19 protein-coding genes are annotated in these 23,478 nt (G+C 67.5%); 6 read left to right on the top strand and 13 right to left on the bottom strand.

The features are described 5' to 3' along the window. Positions 1–9 precede the first annotated feature (9 nt). Positions 10–573, bottom strand: a complete 564-nt coding sequence (locus BOX37_RS00805; RefSeq protein WP_156910222.1) for a DUF3558 domain-containing protein — start codon at positions 571–573, stop codon at positions 10–12. A gap of 1,216 nt (positions 574–1,789) precedes the next feature. Here BOX37_RS00805 and BOX37_RS00810 point away from each other — a divergent pair. From BOX37_RS00810 to BOX37_RS00825, 4 genes are all read left to right on the top strand, one after another. After that, complete coding sequence (locus BOX37_RS00810; protein WP_071925774.1) at positions 1,790–2,116, top strand: type VII secretion target; 327 nt, start codon at positions 1,790–1,792, stop codon at positions 2,114–2,116. 22 nt (positions 2,117–2,138) lie between these two features. After that, positions 2,139–2,879, top strand: coding sequence for a WXG100 family type VII secretion target (locus BOX37_RS00815; RefSeq protein ID WP_167659881.1), 741 nt, complete (start codon positions 2,139–2,141; stop codon positions 2,877–2,879). Between the two features lies 1 nt (position 2,880). After that, positions 2,881–3,384 carry a hypothetical protein gene (locus tag BOX37_RS00820; protein WP_071925776.1) on the top strand — a complete coding sequence of 168 codons (504 nt, stop codon included), beginning with the start codon at positions 2,881–2,883 and terminating at the stop codon, positions 3,382–3,384. A 229-nt stretch (positions 3,385–3,613) separates the two neighbouring features. Beyond that, positions 3,614–4,162: a hypothetical protein gene (locus tag BOX37_RS00825; protein WP_167659882.1), complete on the top strand. Its 549-nt coding sequence runs from the start codon at positions 3,614–3,616 to the stop codon at positions 4,160–4,162. Positions 4,163–4,224: 62 nt separating this feature from the next. Here BOX37_RS00825 and BOX37_RS00830 read toward each other — a convergent pair whose 3' ends face one another. Then, positions 4,225–4,722 carry a peptidylprolyl isomerase gene (locus tag BOX37_RS00830; protein WP_071925778.1) on the bottom strand — a complete coding sequence of 166 codons (498 nt, stop codon included), beginning with the start codon at positions 4,720–4,722 and terminating at the stop codon, positions 4,225–4,227. A gap of 210 nt (positions 4,723–4,932) precedes the next feature. Further along, complete coding sequence (locus BOX37_RS00835) at positions 4,933–5,580, bottom strand: hypothetical protein (protein ID WP_071925779.1); 648 nt, start codon at positions 5,578–5,580, stop codon at positions 4,933–4,935. A 462-nt stretch (positions 5,581–6,042) separates the two neighbouring features. Here BOX37_RS00835 and BOX37_RS00840 point away from each other — a divergent pair, with 462 nt between their 5' ends. Then, positions 6,043–9,372: an arabinosyltransferase domain-containing protein gene (locus tag BOX37_RS00840; protein WP_071925780.1), complete on the top strand. Its 3,330-nt coding sequence runs from the start codon at positions 6,043–6,045 to the stop codon at positions 9,370–9,372. A 73-nt stretch (positions 9,373–9,445) separates the two neighbouring features. Here the strand turns inward: BOX37_RS00840 and BOX37_RS33600 are convergent, their stop codons facing one another. The 7 genes from BOX37_RS33600 to BOX37_RS00870 form a co-directional block, all read right to left on the bottom strand. Next, positions 9,446–9,607, bottom strand: coding sequence for a hypothetical protein (locus BOX37_RS33600; RefSeq protein ID WP_156910224.1), 162 nt, complete (start codon positions 9,605–9,607; stop codon positions 9,446–9,448). Between the two features lie 152 nt (positions 9,608–9,759). After that, complete coding sequence (locus tag BOX37_RS00845) at positions 9,760–13,170, bottom strand: arabinosyltransferase domain-containing protein (RefSeq protein ID WP_071925781.1); 3,411 nt, start codon at positions 13,168–13,170, stop codon at positions 9,760–9,762. A 57-nt stretch (positions 13,171–13,227) separates the two neighbouring features. Beyond that, positions 13,228–13,740 carry a hypothetical protein gene (locus tag BOX37_RS00850; RefSeq protein WP_071925782.1) on the bottom strand — a complete coding sequence of 171 codons (513 nt, stop codon included), beginning with the start codon at positions 13,738–13,740 and terminating at the stop codon, positions 13,228–13,230. 192 nt (positions 13,741–13,932) lie between these two features. After that, positions 13,933–14,469: a hypothetical protein gene (locus BOX37_RS00855; protein ID WP_071925783.1), complete on the bottom strand. Its 537-nt coding sequence runs from the start codon at positions 14,467–14,469 to the stop codon at positions 13,933–13,935. 198 nt (positions 14,470–14,667) lie between these two features. Continuing rightward, the gene (locus tag BOX37_RS00860; protein WP_071925784.1) at positions 14,668–16,824 is read right to left on the bottom strand and encodes an arabinofuranosyltransferase; all 2,157 of its coding nucleotides are present in this window, start codon (positions 16,822–16,824) and stop codon (positions 14,668–14,670) included. A 337-nt stretch (positions 16,825–17,161) separates the two neighbouring features. After that, positions 17,162–17,941, bottom strand: a complete 780-nt coding sequence (locus BOX37_RS00865) for a decaprenylphospho-beta-D-erythro-pentofuranosid-2-ulose 2-reductase (RefSeq protein WP_071925785.1) — start codon at positions 17,939–17,941, stop codon at positions 17,162–17,164. After that, entirely contained in the window at positions 17,938–19,365 is a 1,428-nt protein-coding gene (locus tag BOX37_RS00870) for a decaprenylphosphoryl-beta-D-ribose oxidase (protein WP_167659883.1), read from the bottom strand. The genes BOX37_RS00865 and BOX37_RS00870 overlap by 4 nt, the downstream gene beginning before the upstream one ends. 15 nt (positions 19,366–19,380) lie before the next feature. On the opposite strand from BOX37_RS00870, the gene BOX37_RS00875 reads away from it, so the two are divergent. Continuing rightward, positions 19,381–19,878 (top strand): GtrA family protein, encoded by a 498-nt coding sequence (locus BOX37_RS00875; protein ID WP_084759359.1) that lies wholly within the window; start codon positions 19,381–19,383, stop codon positions 19,876–19,878. A gap of 1 nt (position 19,879) precedes the next feature. On the opposite strand, the gene BOX37_RS00880 is transcribed toward BOX37_RS00875, so the two are convergent. The 3 genes from BOX37_RS00880 to BOX37_RS00890 all read right to left on the bottom strand — a co-directional run bounded on the left by BOX37_RS00880 (position 19,880) and on the right by BOX37_RS00890 (position 23,463). Then, a complete protein-coding gene (locus BOX37_RS00880; RefSeq protein ID WP_071925786.1) occupies positions 19,880–20,506 on the bottom strand; it encodes a pyridoxamine 5'-phosphate oxidase family protein in 627 nt (208 codons plus the stop codon). A gap of 169 nt (positions 20,507–20,675) precedes the next feature. Next, on the bottom strand, positions 20,676–22,847 hold the full coding sequence (locus tag BOX37_RS00885) for a molybdopterin-dependent oxidoreductase (RefSeq protein WP_071925787.1): 2,172 nt from the start codon (positions 22,845–22,847) through the stop codon (positions 20,676–20,678). A gap of 106 nt (positions 22,848–22,953) precedes the next feature. Continuing rightward, entirely contained in the window at positions 22,954–23,463 is a 510-nt protein-coding gene (locus tag BOX37_RS00890; protein ID WP_206045750.1) for a hypothetical protein, read from the bottom strand. Between the last annotated feature and the right edge of the window lie 15 nt (positions 23,464–23,478).

Raw genomic sequence — 23,478 nt, forward strand, 5'->3', positions numbered from 1 at the left:
GCTCCCCCTCTACTTTGGCAGATTCGGCTCGAGGGCAGCCGCGTACTGAGCCGCCAGATCGCACTGGTCACCTGTCCGGTTGTCTTCGTCGGACAACCACGTAGCAGCTACCTCGAACATGCCCTGTTCTGCTTCAAAGGCCACATAGCAGGCCTCAGGGTCGTTCTTCTCCCGGAAAATCAGTCCCGGTCGGTTGCCGACAGTGGTGTCGCGGAGATCAGTGACGCTCTCCTTGACCCGAGTCTCCGCGAGAGTGTGGCTGGTGGAAAAGACGTCGACACGTTGGCTGCCGACCCCGTAGCGATTGTCGAGCGACTTCCAATTGCATACACGCCAGGTCGACACCCCCGTCGGCGGATCTGTCAGCACCCGCTTCGTCGCCGGATCCAGCCCCGCCTCCAACAGCGCATCATCACCCAACTCACTACACACGTTGAACACGATGATCTTCTCCAGATCCCGCGTCGTGGTCGTAGGCTGCGCCGACCCGGACTCACCCCCACCACAACCGCTGACAACAGCCGCGACGACGACAGCCCCGACAGCCGTCCGCATCAGATCAGCGCTTCGCACAAGCTCTCCCCAGTTCCTCGAAACCACGTCCACTCACCAAGTTGGACGCACCACGCCCCCAACCGGTTCCCTCGACACAGCATCTCATCGACTGGCCTGACCCTACCGCCCACCGGTCGACCACCCCCAGTTCCCGTGCCTCATCACGGCCCGGTCCCAGCCGCGGCTCAGACGTGGTTCCCGATCAAGGGAGGTCGAGGCTGGAAGGATTGGCGCCGTTGGGCGAATCGTTGCTTGTATCGTCCGCCATGAACCACTCGTTCATCTTCCCCAGATCGTTGAGCTCACTACCGAGTTTTCGACCTTCCAATCCGAGTGCAAGGTCGGTTGTGAAGGCGGAAGCGAGTCCTGCCGCACGTGAGATACCTGACGCGAGTGGGCATCGAATGGTTCCCTGTGGCGGCCAGGCGGTGCCGTCACCGTAGGGGTTCCGAACCCGTCGCGTTGAGGAGGGGGCGCTGGTTCGGTCGCAGCCGCAGTACCCAGGAGAGCCGTACGGGCAGTTCAACAGTCCACGGCAGGGGTGGCAGGAGTCTCCTTCGGAGGACGTCCGCTACCGGGGTGTTCTGCTTCCCCGCTACGTCGAGTACATCGTCGAGCCCGTTGTGAGAGCAAGAAGCAATTGAACGGGCAACGCGCACAGAACAATGCTGTCGCCGGAGTGTTACGTACGCGTGGACAAGCCACGGCCAATGCGTTCGGAGAACCTGAAACGCACATTTCAATCCAGTATGGTCACACGGCAATGGGGGTCCGAAATCCCCTCCAGTGGAGTACGGCTCAGTGAGCCTTTTCATTCTGCCGCCGCGGCCTGACGCTCGCGGGTCCTGAAGTGCTCCGATCGCCTTGACGAGCCGAGTCGTCTCGTCGGGACAACAACACGGCGGCGGATCACCGCGGCGACGAAGCGTCGGGTCGAAGATGACAACGGCAGCGCGGCAAGGTAAACAACAAGTGAAGCCTCTGGTGGACGATTCGGTGTGGTAATCAGCTCTTACCAGGGGCTTCGCCAGTGCGCATCCCGAGTCGCAGGTCAGTCATGCTGCGGTGCAACATGGTCCAGCGACAGGATGAAAGGGCTCAGTGACATACATCACGCATGGGAGCCATGTGGGTGGCGGGCGCGTCCAAGAGAGTATGGATAGTCGTCTGTTGTGGACGAACGGCACGGAGTGACCAGGGCGGCGGCCCGTCGAGCGAATGTGGGACCTGAATAGTGCGAAAAGCTTCTTCATATAATTTCACTGTTGATCCAGATGATATCGATCTGGCGGCGCGGGGACTGTGGAAAATCGCCGAAGACAATTCCCGTGCGGTCTCCTATTCGGCGGAGTGGCTCGATGTGCAGAGCAGCGGAGGCGAGATCATCACTCCGGTGCTGGAACAGCTGCAGGCAGCCTGCGACGTCATGAAGGCGAACTATGAGCGGCTGGGGCGGGTCACCGATTCGTCGTCCACCGAGCTGACCAATGCTGCAAAAATGTACCGAAAGACCGACAACGCCTCGGCCGAAGCGCTCGACCGTACCTACGTTTCCGAGTGAGGGCTGACAAATGTCGAGCAAATTGAGCACCTACAACCCCAGTGCGTACCCGATCGACAAGCTGACCACTCCCACCAGCTCAGATCCCGTCCCGGACTTTGTTGAGCTCATCATCGCAGGAAACGGTGTCAGTCTGACATACTACGCGAATATGATCATCAAGGGAGTTACTGGAACCGATCTCATCGGAACCATTACCAACAAACTCTCCGGCGACTGGGCCGCTTTGCAGCAGTCAGCAGGCGCGATTCGAAACCTGACCGAATACAATACCGCGTACCACAATTCGATCGATACTGCGATGAGTAATGTCGAGGACTCGTGGAAGGGCAACGCGGCCGACAGCGCGCGCGATTTCTTTTCCGAATTGACGGCTGCTCTGGACAGTCAGATCGACCCGATGAACGAGGTCGCCGACGCGCTCGACGAATTCGCCCTCGCCTCGTACGGCATGGCGAACGGTATCGCTGGCGTAGTGCAATATCTCGGCGATCTCGTCATTCAGCTGGTCGTGACCTGGGCGGCACAGGTAGCTGCGGCGAGCAGTGTGGTCGGTGCCCCGGCGGTGGCCGCACTGAAGGCGGTCGAAGCAGCGATCCTCGCCTTCATGGCGCTGAAGGTGGTGCAAATCATCAGCATGATCGGAAACATCGTCAACGGCGCGGAGGCGATGATGGGCTACCTGCACGCCGGTGGATCGGCAATTCAGGCTGCGGAGGTCCCCGAATTGGCATCGTCCTCCTACGACCATCCCGGAGTGTGACATGAAGCGCGACAACGAGCCGATGCTCGATCTCGCAGGTGGCGATATCGGCATGTCGAGGCATCTCGCCAAGGCGCTGAAGATCCTGGCCGACAGCGATATCGACAAGGGTCTGCAGAAGCAGTTTCGTGACATCGCCGAAGGCAAAGCGAGTATGCGCGACCTGGCACAGAGCGAAGCCTTCCTGCGACTGTCCGACGCTGTTGTGCCGAAAGCGCTTGCCGATGTCGCGAACACGCCCGCCGACGAGATGCAGCGGTGGGCCGCCGCCGGTGAGGCGATTCTGGAGCGGTATCGCAACGAGGTACCGGATGAGTCGGCCGAGCCGATGCCGGCGGGGGAGCCTTCCTCGGGCGAGCCCGCGCCCAGTGCTCACGTCGGGCAGGAGCCCAAGGTCGTCCCCGGTACGCGCAAGCCCAATCGCGATCGGATCGTCACGCCCGATGAGCCCGACGACGATGACCTCTACTACCAGGACCGGCGCAACAAGGGCTGGCTGCAATGACCGGCAGCGTGACTGTGTGACAAAGCAAGTCATAGTACCGCGGTTCTACTATCAACCCAACCGCGAAGTCGCGATCCAAGTGCACCCGCGGAATTCCTTTACGTACCAACCGAATCTGTCTCCGCGGCCATGGACTAATCCCGGGGACGCCACCATTCGATTGCGTAGGTGTCGACAGCCGCTGTCGGATACCGCGCAGCACTGGCAGAAGCGGGGGTACGAGTTGCACGTGGCGCCGCTGGAACTGGAGATCGCTGAACCGCTGCCGAACATGTGCAGTCGGCACGGCGAGCCCGCGGTTGATCGGCACCCGTTCCGGGCGATCTTCTACGAGACGCAGACTCATCCCCGGTTCCATCTGCCCTCGCCTGGTGATCGGCGGGAGGACTTCACCAGGATGGAGTGGAATCGAGCCGCGCCGGTGTCGACGATCATCGTCGGTGACTGGCCGGTCTGCGCTCAGTGCATGCACGCCGCGATCCGCTATCGTAGACTCGCCCGAGCGCTGTGGACGGTGCTGGCGATCATCGCGGTTCCCGCCATCCTGATGGCGGTGATCGGTGGACGCGGATACCAGTGGCCGATCGAGCTCTCGATGTTGCTCTGCCCGGCGGTGATCCTCCTCCCGATCCTGATTCGCCGGCTGGTGGGCGAGCAGGAGGAGCCGGTGAAATTCCGGCCCATCTACGACGAACGATTCGCCTTCGTCGAGGCCGAGCCGCGATTTCGCGCCGCGATCGAGCAGTCCAGGCGGCGCCATCCACCGCGCACCGCCTGATCACGGCATCTGAATGTGGGCCGCCACCAAGCGGGTGACGGCCCACAGTCGACGTCGAGAGATTAAGCCACGGTGGCGGATTCGATGATGACGTCGTCGACGGGGACATCCTGGTGGGGGCCCGCGCTGCCGGTGGTGACGGCGGCGATCTTGTCGACGACCTCGGTGCCATCGGCGACCTTGCCGAACACCGCGTAGCCCCAGCCCTGGCCCTGGGGGGCCGAGTGGTTGAGGAAGGCGTTGTCGGAGACGTTGATGAAGAACTGGGCGGTGGCCGAGTGCGGGTCGTTGGTGCGGGCCATCGCGACGGTGTACTTGTCGTTCTTCAGGCCGTTGGTGGCCTCGTTCTGGATCGGCGCCTGGGTGGGCTTCTGCTTCAGGCCGGGCTCGAACCCGCCGCCCTGCACCATGAAACCGGGGATGACGCGGTGGAACACGGTGCCGTTGTAGTGGCCGGTGTTCACGTAGTTCACGAAGTTGGCGACCGTGTTCGGCGCGGCCTGGTCGTCCAACTCGAGCACGATCGGTCCGTAGTTGGTTTCGAGATTCACCTTGGTCATGGGGTCGAGTCTAGGGAGGGGAGGGGTCCGGAAGGGACCGGGGTCCGGCGGGCGCGTCGCATCGGGGTGTTTCGCGCGGGGTACCCGTGCGCGGCACCCGGCGCGAATATTGCCTACGATGTGGGGCGGAACCCGCGTGCGAGTGAGAGACGCACGCGGGTTCCTTTTTATGGCCCCGTCACCTCATTTCCGAGTTTCTCCCCGGAATTGTCAGGGACCGACCGTGATCGGCACCGACGGGGTGGTGGTGTTGGTGACCTGGTAGGTCCCGGTCACCGATCCGGTGGTGGCGCTGGTCGGGCAACCGAAGCTGCCGGTCACCTTGATGGGCGCCGGGGAGTTGGTGGCCTGGACCGTCGACGGGGTGCCGTTGGTCCAGGTGCCCGCCAGCGCGGCCGGCGCGGTGGGCGCGACGACCACCTTGCACGAGGCGAACCCGCTGGTCTGGATGACCATGCCGCCGGTCGGGACGTTGATCGTCCCGGCGATCGGCGACCCGTTCTGCCCGGTGATCGACCAGTTGCCGCTGGTGGTCACCGTCGCGCTCACGCCCCACATGCTGGTGGAACAGCCGGTGAAGGTGGGCGCGCTGATCGGCACGGTGACCGGGCCGCTCGGGTTGGTGTTGCCCGGCGCGGCGGGCACCGCCCCGGTCGCGGTGGAGGTGTTGCAGGTGATGGTGACACCACCCGCCACGGCCTTGACCACGCCCTGGTTGGTGGCCTGCACCGCCGCGCCCGCGGGCGTGACGGTGGTCGAGGCCTGGGCCGCGGCGGGGCCGATGCCGAACGACGCCGCGGCCACCGCACAGCCGGCCGTGGCCAGTGCGGTGCGAGCGAAGAATCTGCTGCTGTCCATGTGTACTCCTTGGGGAAACGACAACTTCGGATGTGAAGTTGTCGTGTTTCAAGAATACGAACAGCCAATTTTTGCAGCGGGTTGTTCACGCCTACCATTTCATTCGGGAACCGTCGCGTTTCGGCCGCCGCGACAGCGAGCAGCATTTAAAATGCGCGACCGTTACCAGGCGTAACGGTTACCTCGGTTTTTATCTATATGCATGCTGCACACTGGTAGTATCGGAAAACTCCTGTGTCGTTCGCGCCTGATTCCCGACCGCACTGGCCGGAACTCGATCGATAGCGGATTCGCATGACGCCGAAACCTCTGGGCGCGCGTCATCCCCTTCTCGCTCCCTGCAGGCGGCGAGCGTCGAACGCTTAATGAAACGTTTAATCTTCACATCGCGGTGCGGGTCCGGCCCGGCAGCATGGCGTGCGGACCCTCACAACGACCTGGGTGCGGATACCATGTCGAACCGTGCCAGACGCCGTAGCTGTTCTCCCCAAGCCACCCGCAGAACCGGTGGCTGCCGCGAAGGACTTCCGGATCGCGCGATGGATCGCGATCATCGCCGGAATCCTCGGCGCCGTGTTCGCGGTGGCCACACCGTTTCTCCCGGTCAATCAGACCACCGCGGAACTGAGCTGGCCGCAGAACGGCAGCCTCGGCAACATCGATGCGCCGCTGATGTCGCAGGTGCCGATCGATCTGAACGCGACGATCCCCTGCGCCGCGGTCGCGCAGTTGCCCGAGCAGGGCGGCATGCTGTTGGCGACCGCGCCGCCACAGGGTGATCGCGCGGCGCTGGAGGCGCTGTTCGTCCGCGTCTCCGACACCTCGGTCGACGTGGTCGACCGCAACGCGGTGGTCGCCTCGGCGGATCGCGCGGCGATGGATCAGTGCTCGGTGATCGTGATCAGCTCCGACCACGACCGCACGACGGCCGAGTTCCAGGGCATGACCAGGGAGATCGAGCGTCCGATCGAGGGTCAGCCGGGTGCGGTCGAAACCGTGCGGGTCCCGGTGGCGGGCGAGCTCGGTGGTGACCTGCGCCCGCAGGTCGTCGGCGTGTTCACCGATCTGCGCGGTGACGTGCCCGAGGGTCTGTCGCTGACCTCGACGATCGACTCGCGATTCACCTCCAGCCCCTCGGTGATCAAGCTGATCGCGATCATCGCGGCCGTGCTGTGCACACTGCTCGCGCTCGGCGCGCTGGCCCGGCTCGACGGCAGCGACGGGCGTGGGCACCGCCGGTTCCTGCCGAGGAACTGGTTGCGGCCCACCGGAGCCGACGGCGCGGTGATCGGCACGCTGCTGGTGTGGCACTTCGTCGGCGCGAACACCTCCGACGACGGCTACATCCTCTCGATGGTGCGGGTGGCCCCCGAGGCGGGCTACATGGCCAACTACTTCCGCTGGTATGGCGTGCCGGAGGCGCCGTTCGGCTGGTACTACCACGTCATCCAGGTGTTCGCCGAGGTCTCCACGGCCAGTGCGTGGGTGCGTCTGCCCGCCCTGTTCTGCGCGATCCTGTGCTGGATGGTGATCAGCCGCGAGGTGGTGCCGCGCCTCGGCAACGCCGTCAAGCGCAGCCAGGTGGCGCTGTGGACCGGTGGCCTGGTGTTCCTCGCCTTCTGGCTGCCGTTCGACAACGGCCTGCGCTCGGAGCCGATCGTCGCCCTCGGCGCGCTGCTGACCTGGGTCTCGATCGAACGCGCCATCGCCACCGGCAGGCTGCTGCCCGCGGGCATCGCGGTCCTGATCGCGGCCTTCACCCTGGCCGCGGCACCCACCGGCCTGATGTGTGTCGCCGCGCTGCTGGCCGGTATCCGGCCGCTGGTGCGGATCGTGGTGCGGCGTCATCGCCAGTTCGGCACCGTGGCACTGCTCGCGCCGATCGCCTCGGCGGGCCTGCTGGTCCTTGTCGTGGTCTTCGGCGACCAGACTTTCGCCGGCATCCAGGAGGCCAACCGGGTTCGTCAGGCCACCGGCCCGAATCTGGCCTGGTACGAGGACTACCTGCGCTACTACTACATGTTCGTCGAGACCGTCGACGGCTCACTGGCCCGCCGCTTCGCCTTCCTGGTGATGCTGCTGTGCCTGTTCACCACGCTGCTGGTGCTGCTGCGCCGCCGTCAGGTGCCCGGTATCGCCTCGGGTCCGACCTGGCGGTTGATGGGCGTGGTCTTCGGAACGATCTTCTTCATGATGTTCAATCCGACGAAGTGGACCCACCACTTCGGCGCGTACGCGGGCATCGCCGGTGCGCTCGCCGCGGTGACGGCGGTGGCCGTCTCCCAGAGCGCGCTGCGCTCACGCAAGAACCGAGCGATCTTCCTGGCCGGACTGTTGTTCGTGCTCGCCCTGTCGTTCTCCGGGATCAACGGCTACTGGTACGTCTCGAGCTACGGCGTGCCGTGGTTCGACAAAGTCATCTCGGTGCGCGGTATCCACTCCAACACGGTGATGCTGATCCTGTTCGGCGTGGCATTGGCCCTGGTCGGCTGGTACGCGCTGCGCGAGGACTATGTGAAACCGGTGCCGTCGGTGCGGACCGCGCGCGGTAGGCGCATCCGCAAGTTCGCCGCCATTCCGCTGACGGTCGTCGTCGGGCTGATGGTGGCGCTCGAGGTGGCCTCGATGGTCAAGGGCGCGACCCAGCAGTACCCCGCGTACTCGCTGGCCCGCTCCAATATCGAGGCGCTCGGCGGCAACGCGTGTGGCCTGGCCAACGAGGTGCTGGTCGAGCCCGATCCCAACAGCGGCAGGCTGGACCCGATCATCGACCCGGCCCGCCCGTTCGACGACCCGAACGATCCGCTGGCCGGTCGCGGCTCGGCGGGCTTCAGCCCCAACGGGGTGCCGGGCGACCTGTCCGCCGACGCGGTGGAGGTGAAGCCGGGTACCGGCAACACCAGCAACCAGTCGGTCGGTGCCGCCTTCGCCGAGGGCGAGAGCGCGGGCACCGGCGGTGGTGAGGGCGCGCTCGGCGTCAACGGGTCGACCGTGGCCCTGCCATTCGGCCTCGATCCGGCGCAGACGCCGGTGCTCGGCTCCTACCAGGAGGGCGTGCAGCAGCCCGCGAACCTGCAGTCGGCCTGGTACGGACTGCCGGAGCGCTCGGCGGACTCGCCGCTGGTCGTGATCAGCGCGGCGGGCCGCATCCACTCCAAGACCGACACCGGCAACGACACCTACGGTCAGCTGCTGCTGGTCGAGTACGGCACCCGTGATCCCGACGGCAGCGTCACCCCCCTGGGTAGCTACCTGCCCCGCGACATCGGCCCGTTCCCGTCGTGGCGCAACCTGCGCGTGCCGCTGGCCGACCTCCCCGCCGAGGCCGACGCGGTGCGCATCGTGGCCAACGACCCGATCCTGATCGGTGACCAGTGGCTGGCGTTCACCCCGCCGCGGGTGCCGAAGCTGCAGACGCTCGACACCTTCATCGGTCGCGACCAGCCGGTGCTGCTGGACTGGGCCGTCGGCCTGCAGTTCCCGTGCCAGCGTCCGTTCTCGCATCGCAACGGTGTCGCCGAGGTGCCGAACTACCGCATTCTGCCGGACCGCCCGCTGGCGATCTCGTCCACCGACACGTGGCAGGCCCAGGAGTTCGGCGGCCCGCTCGGCTTCACCCAGATGCTGGCGAGCCGGGTCACCATCCCGACCTACCTGAAGGATGACTGGGCTCGCGACTGGGGTTCGCTGGAACGCTACGACCAGTACTACGACGCCGAGCCCGCCCAGCTCACGACCGGGACCGAGACGCGCGGCGGTCTGTGGAGCCCGGGGCGCCTGCGGGTGTTCTGAGCCGGGCCCGGACAGTAGAAGGGGCGGACCACCCAGGTGGTCCGCCCCTTGTGGCCGTCATGGGGTGCAGGAGTCAAACGTTGAGCATGCGACGGGTGAGGTCGCGGCGTAATACCTCTTGCGAAGGCAGTCTTTCCAGCACCCGCATCACGGCCGGTCGTAGTTCCTGCTTCTCGTCGTCGCTGAGCAGCTCGACGAGATCTCGCAGATCCATGTCATCGAAGGCTCCTGTCATACCCACAAGGGTACGTGCTCAAACGTGACCGCGAAATGCCTTCGGCCCTTCCTTTACAGGTGCTTCATCAACTTGAAATCTCAACGGACACAGGCATTTTCATTCGGCGCACGCGCAACTGCCCGCCCACTGCCCTTGCGCTGCCGCAGTCCCTACTTCGCCCGTATGCCAGGCTCTTTCGCCCATCCTGTCTGATCGATCACACTCACCGAGATCTCCGCGGGCGGCGCGGACTCGTAGGGCGTGAAGCGCTCCAGCGAGCCCCAGTCCCGGCCGAGATCACGATCGAGATAGGTGGGGACAGTCTCGGCCCGCAACAGCAGACCTGTCCACCCGAGCGGGCCGCCGCCGATGTCGTCCTGCCAGGCGTTGGACGCGTCGGAGCCGACGCGGTCGGGCAGAATCCGCCACTGCGGTGCCTCGGCGACCCCGTCGTGGTGCTCGAACGGACGCTGGCAGGGGAAGGCGAGGCCGACGTGCCAGTCCAGCAGCACCGGATCGGTGCGGCCGACGACCGCGTCGAGGGTGGCCAGCCTCGGCAGCCGCGGCGGGGTCACCGCCAGCCACTGCCGCTGGGTGATGTCGTTGTCGACGGCGACCAGGCGCACCGCGTCGACGCCCGCGGGCAGCTGATCGATCGGCACTCGCAGGTTGCGCCACGACGGCGCGGGCCCGATGTCCATCGGCATGATCGACCCGGACACCTCGACGCTGCCGTCGGCGGCCCTGGTGCCGTATTCCAGCAGCAGTTCCTGGCCGTAGTGCACGACGCCGTCGGTGTCGATGTAGCGGATGCGGCCCGCCGCGGTGACCACCAGCGCCTGATAGGCCGGGTCGTCGCGCACGGCGTCGGACAGGTCGACGCGGTACCACTGTGAAGTCAGCCCGGCCTGCTGCTGCACACCGTCCTGGTAGGAGCCGAGGACGGGCGTGCGGGCGGGGTCGAGACCGAACGGCAGCGCCACGGTGCTGCCGTTGATGCCCGATTCGGCGCTGGTACCGCCGCCGGTGCCCGCGCCGGTGGTGTTGGTGGTCTTGTTGGCCGAGTCGTTGTCGACCGAATTGGCCCCGCCGACCACGGTTTCGTCGGCGTCGGCGGTCAGATCGTCGGCCACGCCGTTCGGGGTGAAGCCGGTGGATTCGGCGGCCAGCCCGTCGCCGGGCGCACCGTCGTACGGGGTGAGCAGGGAATCGGCCGTATTCGTCTCCACCAGCACGTCATCGGCCATGGCACAGGTGTTGCCGCGCAGCGCCTCGATGTTCGACTTCGCGATCGAGTAGGCCGGGTACTGGGTGATGGCGCCCTTGGCCATCGACGCCACCTCGAACAGCACGAGCAGCGCCGCCGCGATGGTCAACGGCATGGTCGCGAACCGGTCGAAACGTGGTGCGCGGGTGGGCTTTCGATAGGGGTCGCGCAGATGGAAGTAGAGCGCGAGCAGCAGGGCGAGCACGCTGAGTGCGAGGAACAGCGTCGACACGCCCTTCCCGGCGATCAGCGGCGCCTTGTCCCAGAACGGCACGCCGTAGCTGGAGACGTACCACCAGCCGTTGGAGCCGGTGAAGGTCATCGCCAGCAGGAACAGCACCGCCGCGGCGAACAGCGCTCGATTGCGTGGTGCGCGAATACCGTTGACGCCCACCGCGACCGCCGCCAGGGCCGCCAGCGAGCCCGCCAGGCCCGCGTAGACGCCGAAGTGGTGGGTCCACTTGGTCGGCGTCCACATCATCAGCAGCATCGCCGCGAACACGACGCCGAGGATGCGCACCGACGGGCCGCGCGAGGTGCCCGGAATCCGGCCCTTGCGCAGGACCTGCAGGATGCACACGAGCAGGCACAGCACCATCACCAGCACGCCGAAGCGGCGCGCGAGCGAGCCGTCGGGGGAGAGCATGAACAGCGAGTCCCAGCGGGTGCGTTCGTCGAACCAGGCGACGTTGGGGCCGACCAGGGTGCGGACGCGGGTGGCCTCCATGACGGTGGCGAGGGTCTGATCGGCGAAGACGACAATCAGCACCAGCGTGCCCGCGGCGAGACCGGGGGCGAGCAGGGCGGCGTACCGGAAGATGGTCGAGCCCAGTGAGCGTCGCTGTCCAGCCGCGGCCGTGCCGGCCAGGTCGGCGGTCTCGGATTCGCTGTCTGTGGCAGCCGCGACGCCCTTCCCGGCTGGGCGATTCGCACCGGACGCGATATCCGTCTCGCCGAATCCCGCTCGATCAGCGGCGATCTGGCGTGGCAGCACACCCTGTGCCCGCTTGATGATGATCTGCATGACCGGGCGCGTCCCGGCGATCAGCGCCGCGATACAGATCAATCCGGTCGGCCCGGCGGCCAGCGAGAACGCGGCGATCAGAATCGCCAGCGCCGCGGGCAGCAGTCGTCCGGTCGCGATGGCGCGCTCGATGGCGCACCAGGTGAGCAGCGCGCCCGCCGCGATCAGTGGTTCCGGGCGCAGGCCGTTGTCGTAAGGCAGCCAGAAGGCGAGGAACACCAGTCCGGCCGTCCACAGCGCCACCTTGTCGCGACGCACACGAGCGCCGAGGCGCGGCAGCACTTCCCGGCTGATCACCGCCCAGCAGACCAGTCCGGCGAGCAGGGCGGGCAGGCGCATCCACGGGCTGGCGTCGGAGATCTTGGTCATCCAGGCCAGCAGTTCATAGGACCAGCCGAACGGTGCCTCCGGCACCCCGAACCAGCGGTAGTAGTTGGCCATGTAGCCCGACGGACCCGACGCGCGCGCCATGTTCAGGATGTAGCCGTCATCGGAGGTGTTGGCGCCGATCACATGCCACAGCAGCAGCGTGCCGACCACCACACCGTCGGTGGGGGTGACCCGCCACCAGTGCCGCGGCAGGAACCGGCGGGCCCGGCGACCGTCGGAGGTGTCGAGCAGGTGCAGCGCGATCAGCGCGATGACCGTGAACACCGCGGCCGCGATCATCGCCGCCAGCTTCCACGGCGTCGGCGTCGAGGTGAACCGGGAGTCGATGTCGGCGTGCAGCCGGGCGCCGGTGAGCGCGGCCTCGTCGAGGTCGGTGAACACGCCCACGATCTGCGGTCGTTTGTCCACGGTGACGGTGTTGCGGAACGGCGTCCCGTCCTCGCGGGTGGTGCCGACGAACTCGACGGTCGTCGCCTCGATGGTCGAGACGATGTCGATGCGCTCGCAGTCGGCGATCTCGGCGATCGGCGCGGACAGCATCGGCACATCGCGCGCCTGCACCGCGAGCACCCCGTCGCGCGCGGTCACGCTCAGACCGCGCGCGGTCTGCCCCGACTCGACCGGGATCGTGGTGAGCAGGGTGGTCGTCTGCGCGTCCTCGGCCCCGGGCAACCCGCTCAGCATCGAACACGGCAGCTGGGCGTCCAGCTGCTGCGGCACATACGACACCAGCGGTGCCTCGACACTGGTCGCGCCGGGCTGCGGCCACTCCAGGCTCGCGCGGTCCTGGCGCACCGGCAACAGCGGCGCCAACAGGGCAAGCACGAACCCGAGCAGCCCACAGAGCAGGGCGATCAGGCGGTATCGGTTGAACGCTCGTTCAGATCGGTCCGGTCGCACGGGGGTTGATGCTAGCCATCGAACCTGTGCGCGCGTCGGCGCCGCGTCCCAAAGGTGTTATCCGGTCATCTTCGTCGACCAGTCGAGCTGGGTTCTGATCCAGTCGGGGATCTCCGCGGCGGGGCGGGGGAAGGCGTCGAATTCGGCGCGCAGGTCCTCGACGGAGACCTCGGGCATCCAGTCCGCGACAGTGCCGGTGGAGTAGGTGGCCTTGTAGCGGGTGGGGCCCGCGATGAAGATCTCGGCGCTGAGCCAGGCGCCGGTGTTCGGGTCGTAGGACATGCGCTTGTGGTCGGCGAGGTGCGCGAGAACCTCGGGCGGGGGCACCAGGTTGGCGACGGTGCCGTCGCGCTGCTTGGTCTGCACGCCGGCCACGGTGTGTCCGCCGATCTGCAGCGACCACAGCAGGACGAATCGCTGGCCGGGCGCGAGGATGGCGATCGTCGCGTCGATCACGGCCCGTTCGATCTCGGCGAGCGAGCCGAGCGGCTCACGAGGTGCGGATTCGGTGCCCGCGCGCGGCTGGCGTGGCATCAGGAGATCGATCCGCTCGGGTCGGCTGAGCGTCATAGCTATACCTCTGCATCCGTACCGATCAGCACTACCAAAACTGATTTCGGTCGGCCGAACTTTCCAACATTTCGCAGCGTACTCGCCCCGCTACACCAATCGTGCGGTTCGTTGACACTGACCGGACATATTGTGGTCTATCGGGCTCCCGCACACCAGTGGCTACCGGGTGTCCATGAACACAGGACTATTTCAGGCGGCCGAGGCGCGGAGCGCGAACCAGCCGTCGCGCGGGTCGGCGAAACCGTGATAGATCAGCGGAACGCGCTGGTCGATCGCGAAATATCGATAGACCGCGGCCATCGCCTGACGGATCGAATGCGCCTGGAAATCGTCGATGCGGCGCGGGCCGATGCGGCGCTCGGGCAGCAGTTCCAGCCGGGTCAGCTCGGCCGGATCATCGACGTCGAGCCCCCAGGGCGCCGGTTCCTCGATGAGGTGATCGTGCAGCACGGTCCGCGCGGTGGGCGGATCGTGGCGCGGTCCGGCGAACGCCACGCGCTGGGCGCGGGCGAGGCCGCGGGTGCTCAGTGGCGTGCGCACGGCCTGGATCAGGTCGATCAGTTCGGCGTCGGGTTCCGGTGTGTGTCCGGCGACCGGCGCCTGTTCGAGCAGATGCAGCATCTGTCCGCCGCGGACCAGCGGTTCGGGCACCAGGAAGACGCTGATACTCGGGCAGGTGCAGTTCATCCCGGTGAGGCACACCCTCGTGTGCGACGGATCGGACATACGTCCTCCTCCGGTAGCGGGTCGGCGGTGACCCGACGTGCAGGATCGAAGATTCCAACGCCATCCGCCGGTGACCGGCGGGCGACCGTGCCGCACATGTCAGTGTAGTGCCGTCGAGCGGCCCGGACAGGGCGGATGGGCAAGGTGGGAACCGTGCAGCGGATCGAGCCAGGATTCGACGGCGTGTGATCCGAGGCGTCAGCGGCGGACGGTGATCAGGGTGAAGGGGCCGATGTCGGTGGTGGTGAAGGCCGGATCGGTGAAGAGGGCGGCGGGGAAGGTGACGGTGTAGCGCTTGACGTTGGGGTCGTTGGGGTAGACGTCTTCGGCGAGGCGCAGGGTGTAGTTGTCGCCGTCGCGGCGGAAGAGGAAGGCGTCGGGGGCGCGCCACGGGGCGGCGGACAGGGCGTCGAGGAGGGCGGGGGAGGAGTCGAGTTCGCTCCAGGCGGCGATGGTGTCGGCACGGCCCTTGAAGTCGGCAAGGGGATTCGCGTAGTGCGAGGTGAGGGCCTGGAAACCGAAGTAGGGGTAGTAGGCGAGGAAGCTGGTGTCGGCGGTCAGGACGACGGTTTCGCTTTGTGGATGGCCGGTGTGGGCCAGGATGGCTTCGTCGACCTCGTGGTAATAGGCGACTGCGGAGGGCTTGCGCTGGTCGGCGCGCTCGCCGTAGGTGCCGTCGGCATCGGGGACGTCGGTGGGCACGGTGTCGGTGTAGGCGGTGTCGATCTCGTGGGTGAGCACGGTGGGAATCGACTGCGCGAAGGCCAGCGCGCCGAGCACGGCCACCACCGCGGCCGTGGTGCGCAGCGGGGCGGGCTCGTTCAGTGCCTGATAGACCGCGCGTCCACCCTCGACGAAGCCGAAGACGCCCGCCGCGGCGAGGAGGGCGAGCAGCACCGGCTCCAGCCGGAACGACAGCAGCGTGGTGCCGGCCGCGGTCGCGGTCATCGACAGCAGGGTCCACAGGTAGATCGCCACGACCCCGATCCCCAGCGCCTGCGCCCGGCGCGAGGACCCGGCGCGCACGACCAGCCACAGCACGCCGATCAGGCACAGCCCGCCGCGCAGGGAGAACTCCAGCATCGGGAAGGCCAGCTGCGCACCGGCTTCGGGCAGATAGTGAAACGCGCTACCGGACGGAATCTCGGCCCCGGACACCATCTCCAGCAGATACGGCGCCCACACCACCAGCGCCAGCACTCCCGAGATCGCGCCGATCGCCACGAGGCGGGTCAACGATGCGATCGCTGCCCGCCACGGCGCCGAGTCGGTCCGCGGTGCCTCCGTGGCCGTCACGACCGCGCCCGCCGGGCCGGATGGTGCACCCGTCGTGGCGGATGATGTGCCCGCGAAGGCGGATGCGTCCGTGGACTCGGACCGGTCGTCCGCCGCGTCAGCCGAAGCCGCCGTGGCACTGTCCCCGTTCTCGCTGATCGCGGCGGTCTTGCGCGCCCTGGCCGAGGCCGAACGCGAGGCTCGTCGGTCGGCCGTGCGCCGCGCGTAGACGGCCAGCACCGCCGCCAGCACCGCCATCAACACCACGGTGAAGGCCGCGATCGCGAGATACAGCGTGTAGAAGCAGGCCGCGACGCCGAGGAACAGTCCGGTCCCGAGCACCGCGCCCCAACCGCCGCGCCCCGACGGGCGGTGCAGGGCGCCCCAGGCCAGGATCAACACCGGCGGAATGAACAGCACCAGCACCGCGCCATAGGCTTCGGGCGAGGCGTAGGCCAGCGTCATCGCCGTCACCGCGGCGGCGGCGCCCACCGCCAGATCGGCGCGCACCAGCTGTGTCCACAGCACCAGCGCCACCACCGCCGCCACCGCGAGCAGCCCGATCGAGTACGGCTTGAACACTTCCCAGCCGTCCATGCCGAGCACGTTGCCCACGCGCCCGCCGAGCCAGAACCATCCGGCCGGATAGAACGGGGGCATGTCCACGTAGTTCATGTCGCGCAGCGCGGCGCTGTCGGTGAGGCGCGTCAGGTACTGGGTCCGGAACTCCTGATCCACCGAGATGCCGAACAGGTACAGCTTGGTCGCGGCCAGCGGCATCCCCAGCGTCACCGTAACGAAGCCCGAAATCCCCACCCAGGACGCCAGTTTCGCCACCACCGGCCACTTCCGCAGCCGGATCAACGCCACCGCGACCGCCAGCAGCGCCACCGCGACGAACTGACCGACGGTCGTCAGCGCCCGAGTCACATGGGAGGAGTTGAACGCAGGCCACTGCACCGCCGAGAACGCGTACAGCCCGACCACGGTGACCACCAGCGCCACCAGCGCACCGACGGCCGCCTCCGCGACCCCCGCCCCGATCCTGCGCCCCGGCCGCACCTGTTCGTTGGTCGTCATCGGCGCGCAATCCTCCGGATCCACTCAGCTCCACGGTCCGGGTCAGCCTAGTGGAGCCCATCCGCCGGCAGATGCCCCTGTCACGTCCGGGCTCAGCGCGACCGCGCCAGTTCGCGGCGGAGCCGGCCGGCCGACCACCCGAGCAGCTCGACACACCGCTGAGCCGACAACTCGCGAGTCCAGTTGGATCGGTCCGTCGTGAACGTTGACTTCCTGCAGTTCGGTCGCGAACTCGGTCGCGGTGACGAAGTCGTTGTCGTCGCGGACGATCCAGCCCGTAAATGAAACTGCCGCCCCGTTGGTGACGGGGCGGCAGTTCTTCGGAGCGGGGTGCGGCCTAGATGGGCAGCTTGCGGAAGATCGGGCGGGGGACGTGGCGCAGGGCCGACATCAGGAAGCGGGCCTCGCCCGGGGTCCACACGATCTCGGTGCCCTTCTGCGAGGCGTTGACCGCCAGGCGGGCGACGTCGGCGGGGTCGACGGTGAGGGGAGCTTCCTTGGTACCGGTGGCCTCCCAGTGCGCCTTGGTCGCCGAGGTGCGGACCTGCATCGGGCGCACCACGGTCACGCGGGGGCCGTGCGGGCGCAAGGCCTCGCCGAGACCGAGATAGAAGCCGTCGAGGCCGGCCTTGGTGGAGCCGTAGACGAAGTTGGAGCGGCGCACGCGCTCACCGGCCACCGAGGACATCACGATGAACCGGCCGTGGCCCTGCGCCTTGAACTTGTCGCCGACCAGCACGCCCACCGACACACCGGCGGTGTAGTTGATGCCGACGGTCATGACCGCCTTGCGCTGGTCCTGCCACAGCTGTTCGGCATCGCCGAGCACGCCGAAGGCGACGATGGCGACGTCGACGTCACCGGCGGCGAACGCCGCGTCGACGACCTTGGGGTGGGAGTCGGTGTCGAGCGCGTCGAAGTCGATGACCTCGACCTGGGTCGCCCCGGCCGCCTTCAACTCGGTGACGGCGTTGTCGAGCAGCGGATCGCCGGGCAGGTTCGCCAGGATGATCCGGGCCGGGCTCTTGCGCAGGTACTCGGCGCAGATCGCCAGCCCGATCTCGGAGGTGCCGCCGAACAGCAGGATGGTCTGCGGGTTGCCAACTGCGTTGATCACTGGAGCTCCAGCCTCCTGGCCATATCGGACATGAAAACGCCGTTCGGGTCGACGCTGCGGCGGACCTTGATCCACTCGTCGATCCGGGGGTACATCGTGTGGAACGCCTCGGCGGAGGTACGCGAGTCCTTGGCGGTGTAGAGGCGGCCGCCGAATTCCATCACGCGCCGGTCCAGGTCGCTGACCAGCTCGTTGAGGCCGCGCCGGATCGGGAAGTCGACGCAGATGTTCCAGCCGGGCATCGGGAAACTCAGCGGTGCCGCGTTGCCCTCGCCGAACAGCTTGAACACGTTCAGCGCGGAGATGTGCCCGGAGGCCTGGATGTCGATGATGATTCGCTTGAATTCCTCGACGGCCTCGGTCGGCACCACGAACTGGTACTGCAGGAAGCCCGCGGGTCCGTAGGCCCGGTTCCACTCCGCGATCATGTCGAGCGGGTGATAGAACTGCGTCAGGTTCTGGATCTTGCCGGTGTAGGTGCCGCCCATGGCGTAGTACGCCTCGCCGACCGCGCCCAGCGACAGCCGGTTGGCCGACCAGCTGGGGAAGATGTTCGGGACGGTCAGCAGCTGCGGCGCGTCGAACTTCAGCGGATTCTTGCGCAGTTTCTTGGGCAGCTCGTCGACCTTGGCCAGGCGGCCACGGGTCAGGCAGGCGCGACCCAGCTTCGGCAGCGGGTTCATCACGTCGAACCAGGCGCTCGAGTAGGTGTAGTCGGCTTCGCTGCCGTCGCTGTGCACGGCGATGGTCTCGTCCAGCGTCGAGGTCTTGACGCCGTCGTTGAGGAAGTACGCGGTCTCGGTGGGCGCCATCTCGATGGTGGCCCGCAGGATGATGCCGGTCAGGCCGTTGCCGCCGACGGTCGCCCAGAACAGCTCCGCATCCTCGCTCGGCGAGATCGTCCGCACTGACCCATCGGCGGTGAGCAGATCGATCGAGCGGACGTGATTGCCGAAGCTGCCTTCGCTGTGGTGGTTCTTGCCGTGGATGTCGGAGGCGATGGCGCCGCCGATGGTCACCTGACGGGTGCCGGGTAGCACGGGCACCCACAGGCCGAACGGTAGCGCGGCCTTCATCAGCTGGTCCAGGCTCACGCCGCCGTCCACATCGACGATGCGCGTGTCGCGATCGATGCGGTGGATGCGATTGAGCCGGGGCATGTCGATGACGAGGCCGCCCGCGTTCTGCGCGTGATCGCCGTAGGAGCGGCCGAGGCCGCGCGCGATCACGCCACGGCGCAGGTGCGCTGGCTTGGCGTCGTTGTCCTCGGCGACCATGCTCACGGCCTGGACGATCAACTCGGGATCGCTGGTCGAGAGAACTTCGGCGGAGGTGGGTGCGGTGCGACCCCATCCGGTGAGCTTGCGGGTGCGCGTAGGGAGCGCAAACGGCCCATCGTCGGTGGTCGAAATGTTCTCGGACATCGGCTTAGAGGCTACATGCATGGCGAGATACGCGGCCCGTCTCGTAGTCTTCCTCACGTGCAAGCCCAACCGCATCTGCCCCTGCCCGCCGAAATTCCCCTGGTCGACGAGCCGGGCGGGACCGATGTCGACCTCAAGACGCAGATCGTGCGGTTCACCCTCACCGGCGGATTCGCCGCCGTCGTCGACTTCGGGCTGCTCACTCTGCTGTCCAATGTGCTCGGCGTCCCGGAGATCCTGGCCAAAGCGATCAGCTTCGTCGCGGGCACGACCACCGCGTACCTGATCAACCGGCGCTGGACCTTCAACGCCGAGCCCAGCCGGGCGCGGTTCATCGCCGTGATCGCGCTGTACGCGGTGACCTTCGCGGTGCAGGTCGGGATCTACGCGCTGCTGTACTACGCGCTCGCCGACGAGTGGTGGCGCCAGCCCCTGGCGTTCGTCATCGCGCAGGGCACGGCGACCGTCATCAACTTCGTGGTGCAGCGCGCGGTGATCTTCAAGATCAAGTAGGTCAGCTGGCCTTGGCGGCGGGGGCGTGCTGCTTGCCCGCCTTGACGCCGAAGTAGTCACCGCCCTTGGCCCTGACGTTGTCGGTGCCCCACTCGCGGCGGTCGCGCGCGACCGGGACCATCTGCGGAATGTGCTTGCGGCAGTGGATGTAGGCCTCTTCGACATCGACGACGACCCACACCTGCGACATCTTCCCCCGTTCCGGGGGCGGCAGATCGTCGACGGCCGCGCGCAGCTCGCTGTCGGCGACCATGCGTGCCTTACCGTTGACGTGCAGCCCGATCAGGTCACGGACGAAGTCGATCATCAGGATCCCGACGTGCGGGTTCTCGAGGATGTTGCCCAGGCTGGCCATCACCCCGTTACCTCGGTACTCGGGGTACGCAATCGTGCGTTCGTCGATCACGTGCAGGAATCCCGGTGTCCCGGCGCGGAAGCTGGCATCGCATTCGCCGTGGGCGTCCGCGGTGGAGACGAAGGCCATGTCCATCCGGGCGACGAATTCGGTCATCGTCGGATTGAGATGGTCGAGTACCTGGTCGTCGTAGAAGCGTTCGGCCCGTTCCGTGGTGCCCAACGTGTCCTGTAGCTCGTGCTCTCCGTCGCTTCCGACGTTTCTCTCGGGCATCGGGGCTCCCTCTGCTAGCCGACCGGGCGTTGCGGCCCTCGCGCCGAAACCCCCCGCTGTGGCCGCAATCTCATCCAGTGTAGGGGAGCATCACAGGCCGTGGGGCGTGTCCATTGTTGCGAATGGGATGAAAGCCAGGTTTGCGCAACGGTTTCCGGGACCGGACTGATCAGGCTGGTCCTACCGTCACCGGTACCCCGTTGAACACGGCGGTACCGGAGATCGCGTCGACCACCGAATCATCGGTCAGCACATTGGCATTCACGCCCGCGGTCGCCGAGGCCACCGACTGGGTGGTACTCGCGGCATGGCCCCAGCCGTGCGGCAGGCTCACCACGCCGGGCATGATCGTGGGCGTCGGTTCCACCTGGACAGTCAGCGATCCGGCCGCCGAGGTGATCTCGGCCTGCTCGCCGAGACCGAGCCTGCTCGCGTCGTCGGGGTGGATCTGCAGCGTGCAGCGGTTGGACCCGCCGACCAGTCCGGCGATGTTGTGCATCCAGCTGTTGTTGGACCGCAACTGCCTGCGCCCGATCAGCACCATCTCCGGTGTGCTCGCCATGAGCCCGTCCCGCAGACGCGGCACATCGGCGAGGAGCTGCGGCGGGGCGAGCTCCACCCGGCCCGACGCGGTGCGCAGGACCCCGGGCAGACGCGGCCGCAGCGGTCCGAGGTCGATGCCGTGCGGGTTGTCCAGCAGGGTCTTCAGGCTGAGGTCGCCACCGTTCCATTCGCCGTAGGGACCGAGTTTCACCATCAGATCGAGGCGCTGTTCGGTGGTGTCGGCGCCGGTCAGCTCGTCGCGGCGCTCGCTCATGCCTGCCTTGTGCAGCATGCCGGCGATCACCAGTTCGTCGACCACGGCGATCGGGCTCTCCGCGCCGGTCCCCGCGTGCGGCTGCCCGCTGACGGCGGCGGCCAGGCGCGCGATCACCGCCGATTCCGATGGCCTGCCGTCGAGCGCGACCAGCGGCGGCGAGTACCTCGCGTAGTTGCGGACCGCGAACTGCAGCAGCGCGAAATCGAAGTGCGGCGACTGCACCGAGCGCGGCGGCGGCAGGATGACATCGGCGTGCCTGGTCGTCTCGTTGACGTAGCGGTCCACGCTCACCATGAACGACAGTCCGGCCAGCCCCTGGTCCAGCCGGTCCCCGCTCGGCGCGCTCAGCACCGGATTGCCGGCCACGGTCACCAGTGCCTTGATCTGCCCCGCGCCCGGCGTATCGATCTCGTCGGCGAGCGTGGCGACGGGCAGCTCGCCCATCGCCTCCGGCAGCCCGCGCACTCGGCTGGTCCACCGGCCGGGCCGGAACGGCCTGCTTCGCTGGACCCCGCCCGCGGCCGCCGCGGCGAACATGGCGCCGCCGGGGGAGTCGAGATTGCCGGTGAGCGCGTTGACCGCGTCGACCAGCCACTGGGTGAGCGTGCCGAACTCGGCGGTGCAGGTGCCGATCCTGGCGTAGACGGCGGCCGTCGGTGCCGCGGCGAGGTCGCGGGCCAGCGCGCGGATGGTCGCCGCGGGGATCCCGGTGCGCGCGACCACCGCGTCCGGCGGGAAATCCTGGGCTGCCGCGCGGAGCTCGTCGAGGCCCTCGACCTCGACGCGAACGTCGACCAGCTCCTCGGCGAACAAGACGTGCACCACCGCGAACAGCAGATACGCGTCGGCGCCCGGCCTGATGAACAGGTGCTCGTCGGCGACCGCCGCCGTCCGCGTCGCCCTCGGATCGACGACGACCAATCGCCCGCCGCGCGCCCGCAGCGCCTTCAACCGGCCGGGGAAGTCCGGCGCGGTGCACAGCGAACCGTTGGATTCGAGCGGATTGGCCCCCAGCATCAGCAGGTAGTCGGTGCGATCGAGGTCCGGCACCGGCACGGTCAGCGGATCACCGAACATCAGTCCGGCGGCGACCTGCTTGGGCATCTGATCGGCGGTGCTCGCGGTGTAGATGTGCCGGGTGCTCAGCGCGCGGATCAGGGCGGGCAGATGGAGCGCCCCGGCGACGGTGTGCGCATTGGGATTGCCGAGGTAGATCCCGGTCGAACCGCTGCCGTGCGCGGCGACGACCTCGGCGAAGCGGGCCGCGATCAGGTCGAACGCCTCGTCCCAGCCCGCGGCGCGGAAACCGGCGCCGTCGCGGATCAGCGGGGTGGCGACCAGGTCGGGGTCGTCGTCGAGCTTGCCGAAGCTGGCGCCCTTCGGGCACAGGAAGCCCTTGCTGAACGGATCTTCCCGATCGCCGCGCACCGAGAGCACGCGATCGGTGTCGTCGAGGGTCAGGGTGAGACCGCAGACGGCCTCACACAGTGGGCAGGTGCGCAGCAGTGTTCGCGGAGCCATGATTCATGCTTACGCCGCGCACCCCCGTCCCGTTCGGAAACGCCGAAAACCCGCGATCGCGACGTCGGGGAAACGTCGCGATCGCGGGTTCGGTGGTTTCGGGTGCCTAGCAGGCCACGGTCAGCGCGGTGCGCTTGGTGCTGGCCGCGTTGGTGCGGGCCGCGGCCGCGCGCACGGCCGCGCCGAGCGCGACGACCGGCGGGATCCAGCGCGCCTCGGTGGGCGCGACGCTCCAGGCGGCCGAACCGGCGGCCAGCAGGGTCGGCGGCAGCGGGATGCTCGCGCCGTCGGTGTGCACGATGACACCGGCCTCGCGCATCGCCTCGATCGCCATGGTGGCCTTGCGGACACCGGTGACCAGGTGGATCTCGCGACGCTCCTGGCCCGGGATCTCGATCACGGGACCGGAGAGATTGTTGGCGCGCAGGAAGCGGCGGACCGCGGCGGCCATGTCACCGGTGACCTCGATGGCGCTGAGGTCTTCGTCGGTGATCAGGCACAGGCCGTTGGCCGTTTCGGCAACCGTCCAACCAAGCGCGGCGTACTCCTGCGCGGCGGCACCCTTGTCGGTGCCCATGGTGGTGGTCGGAAACGTCGTGCGCACTGTGTTCTCCATTCCCCGAATGCTGTC

It is taken from the genome of Nocardia mangyaensis (genome assembly GCF_001886715.1).
In the GTDB taxonomy this organism is placed as follows: Bacteria; Actinomycetota; Actinomycetes; order Mycobacteriales; family Mycobacteriaceae; genus Nocardia; species Nocardia mangyaensis.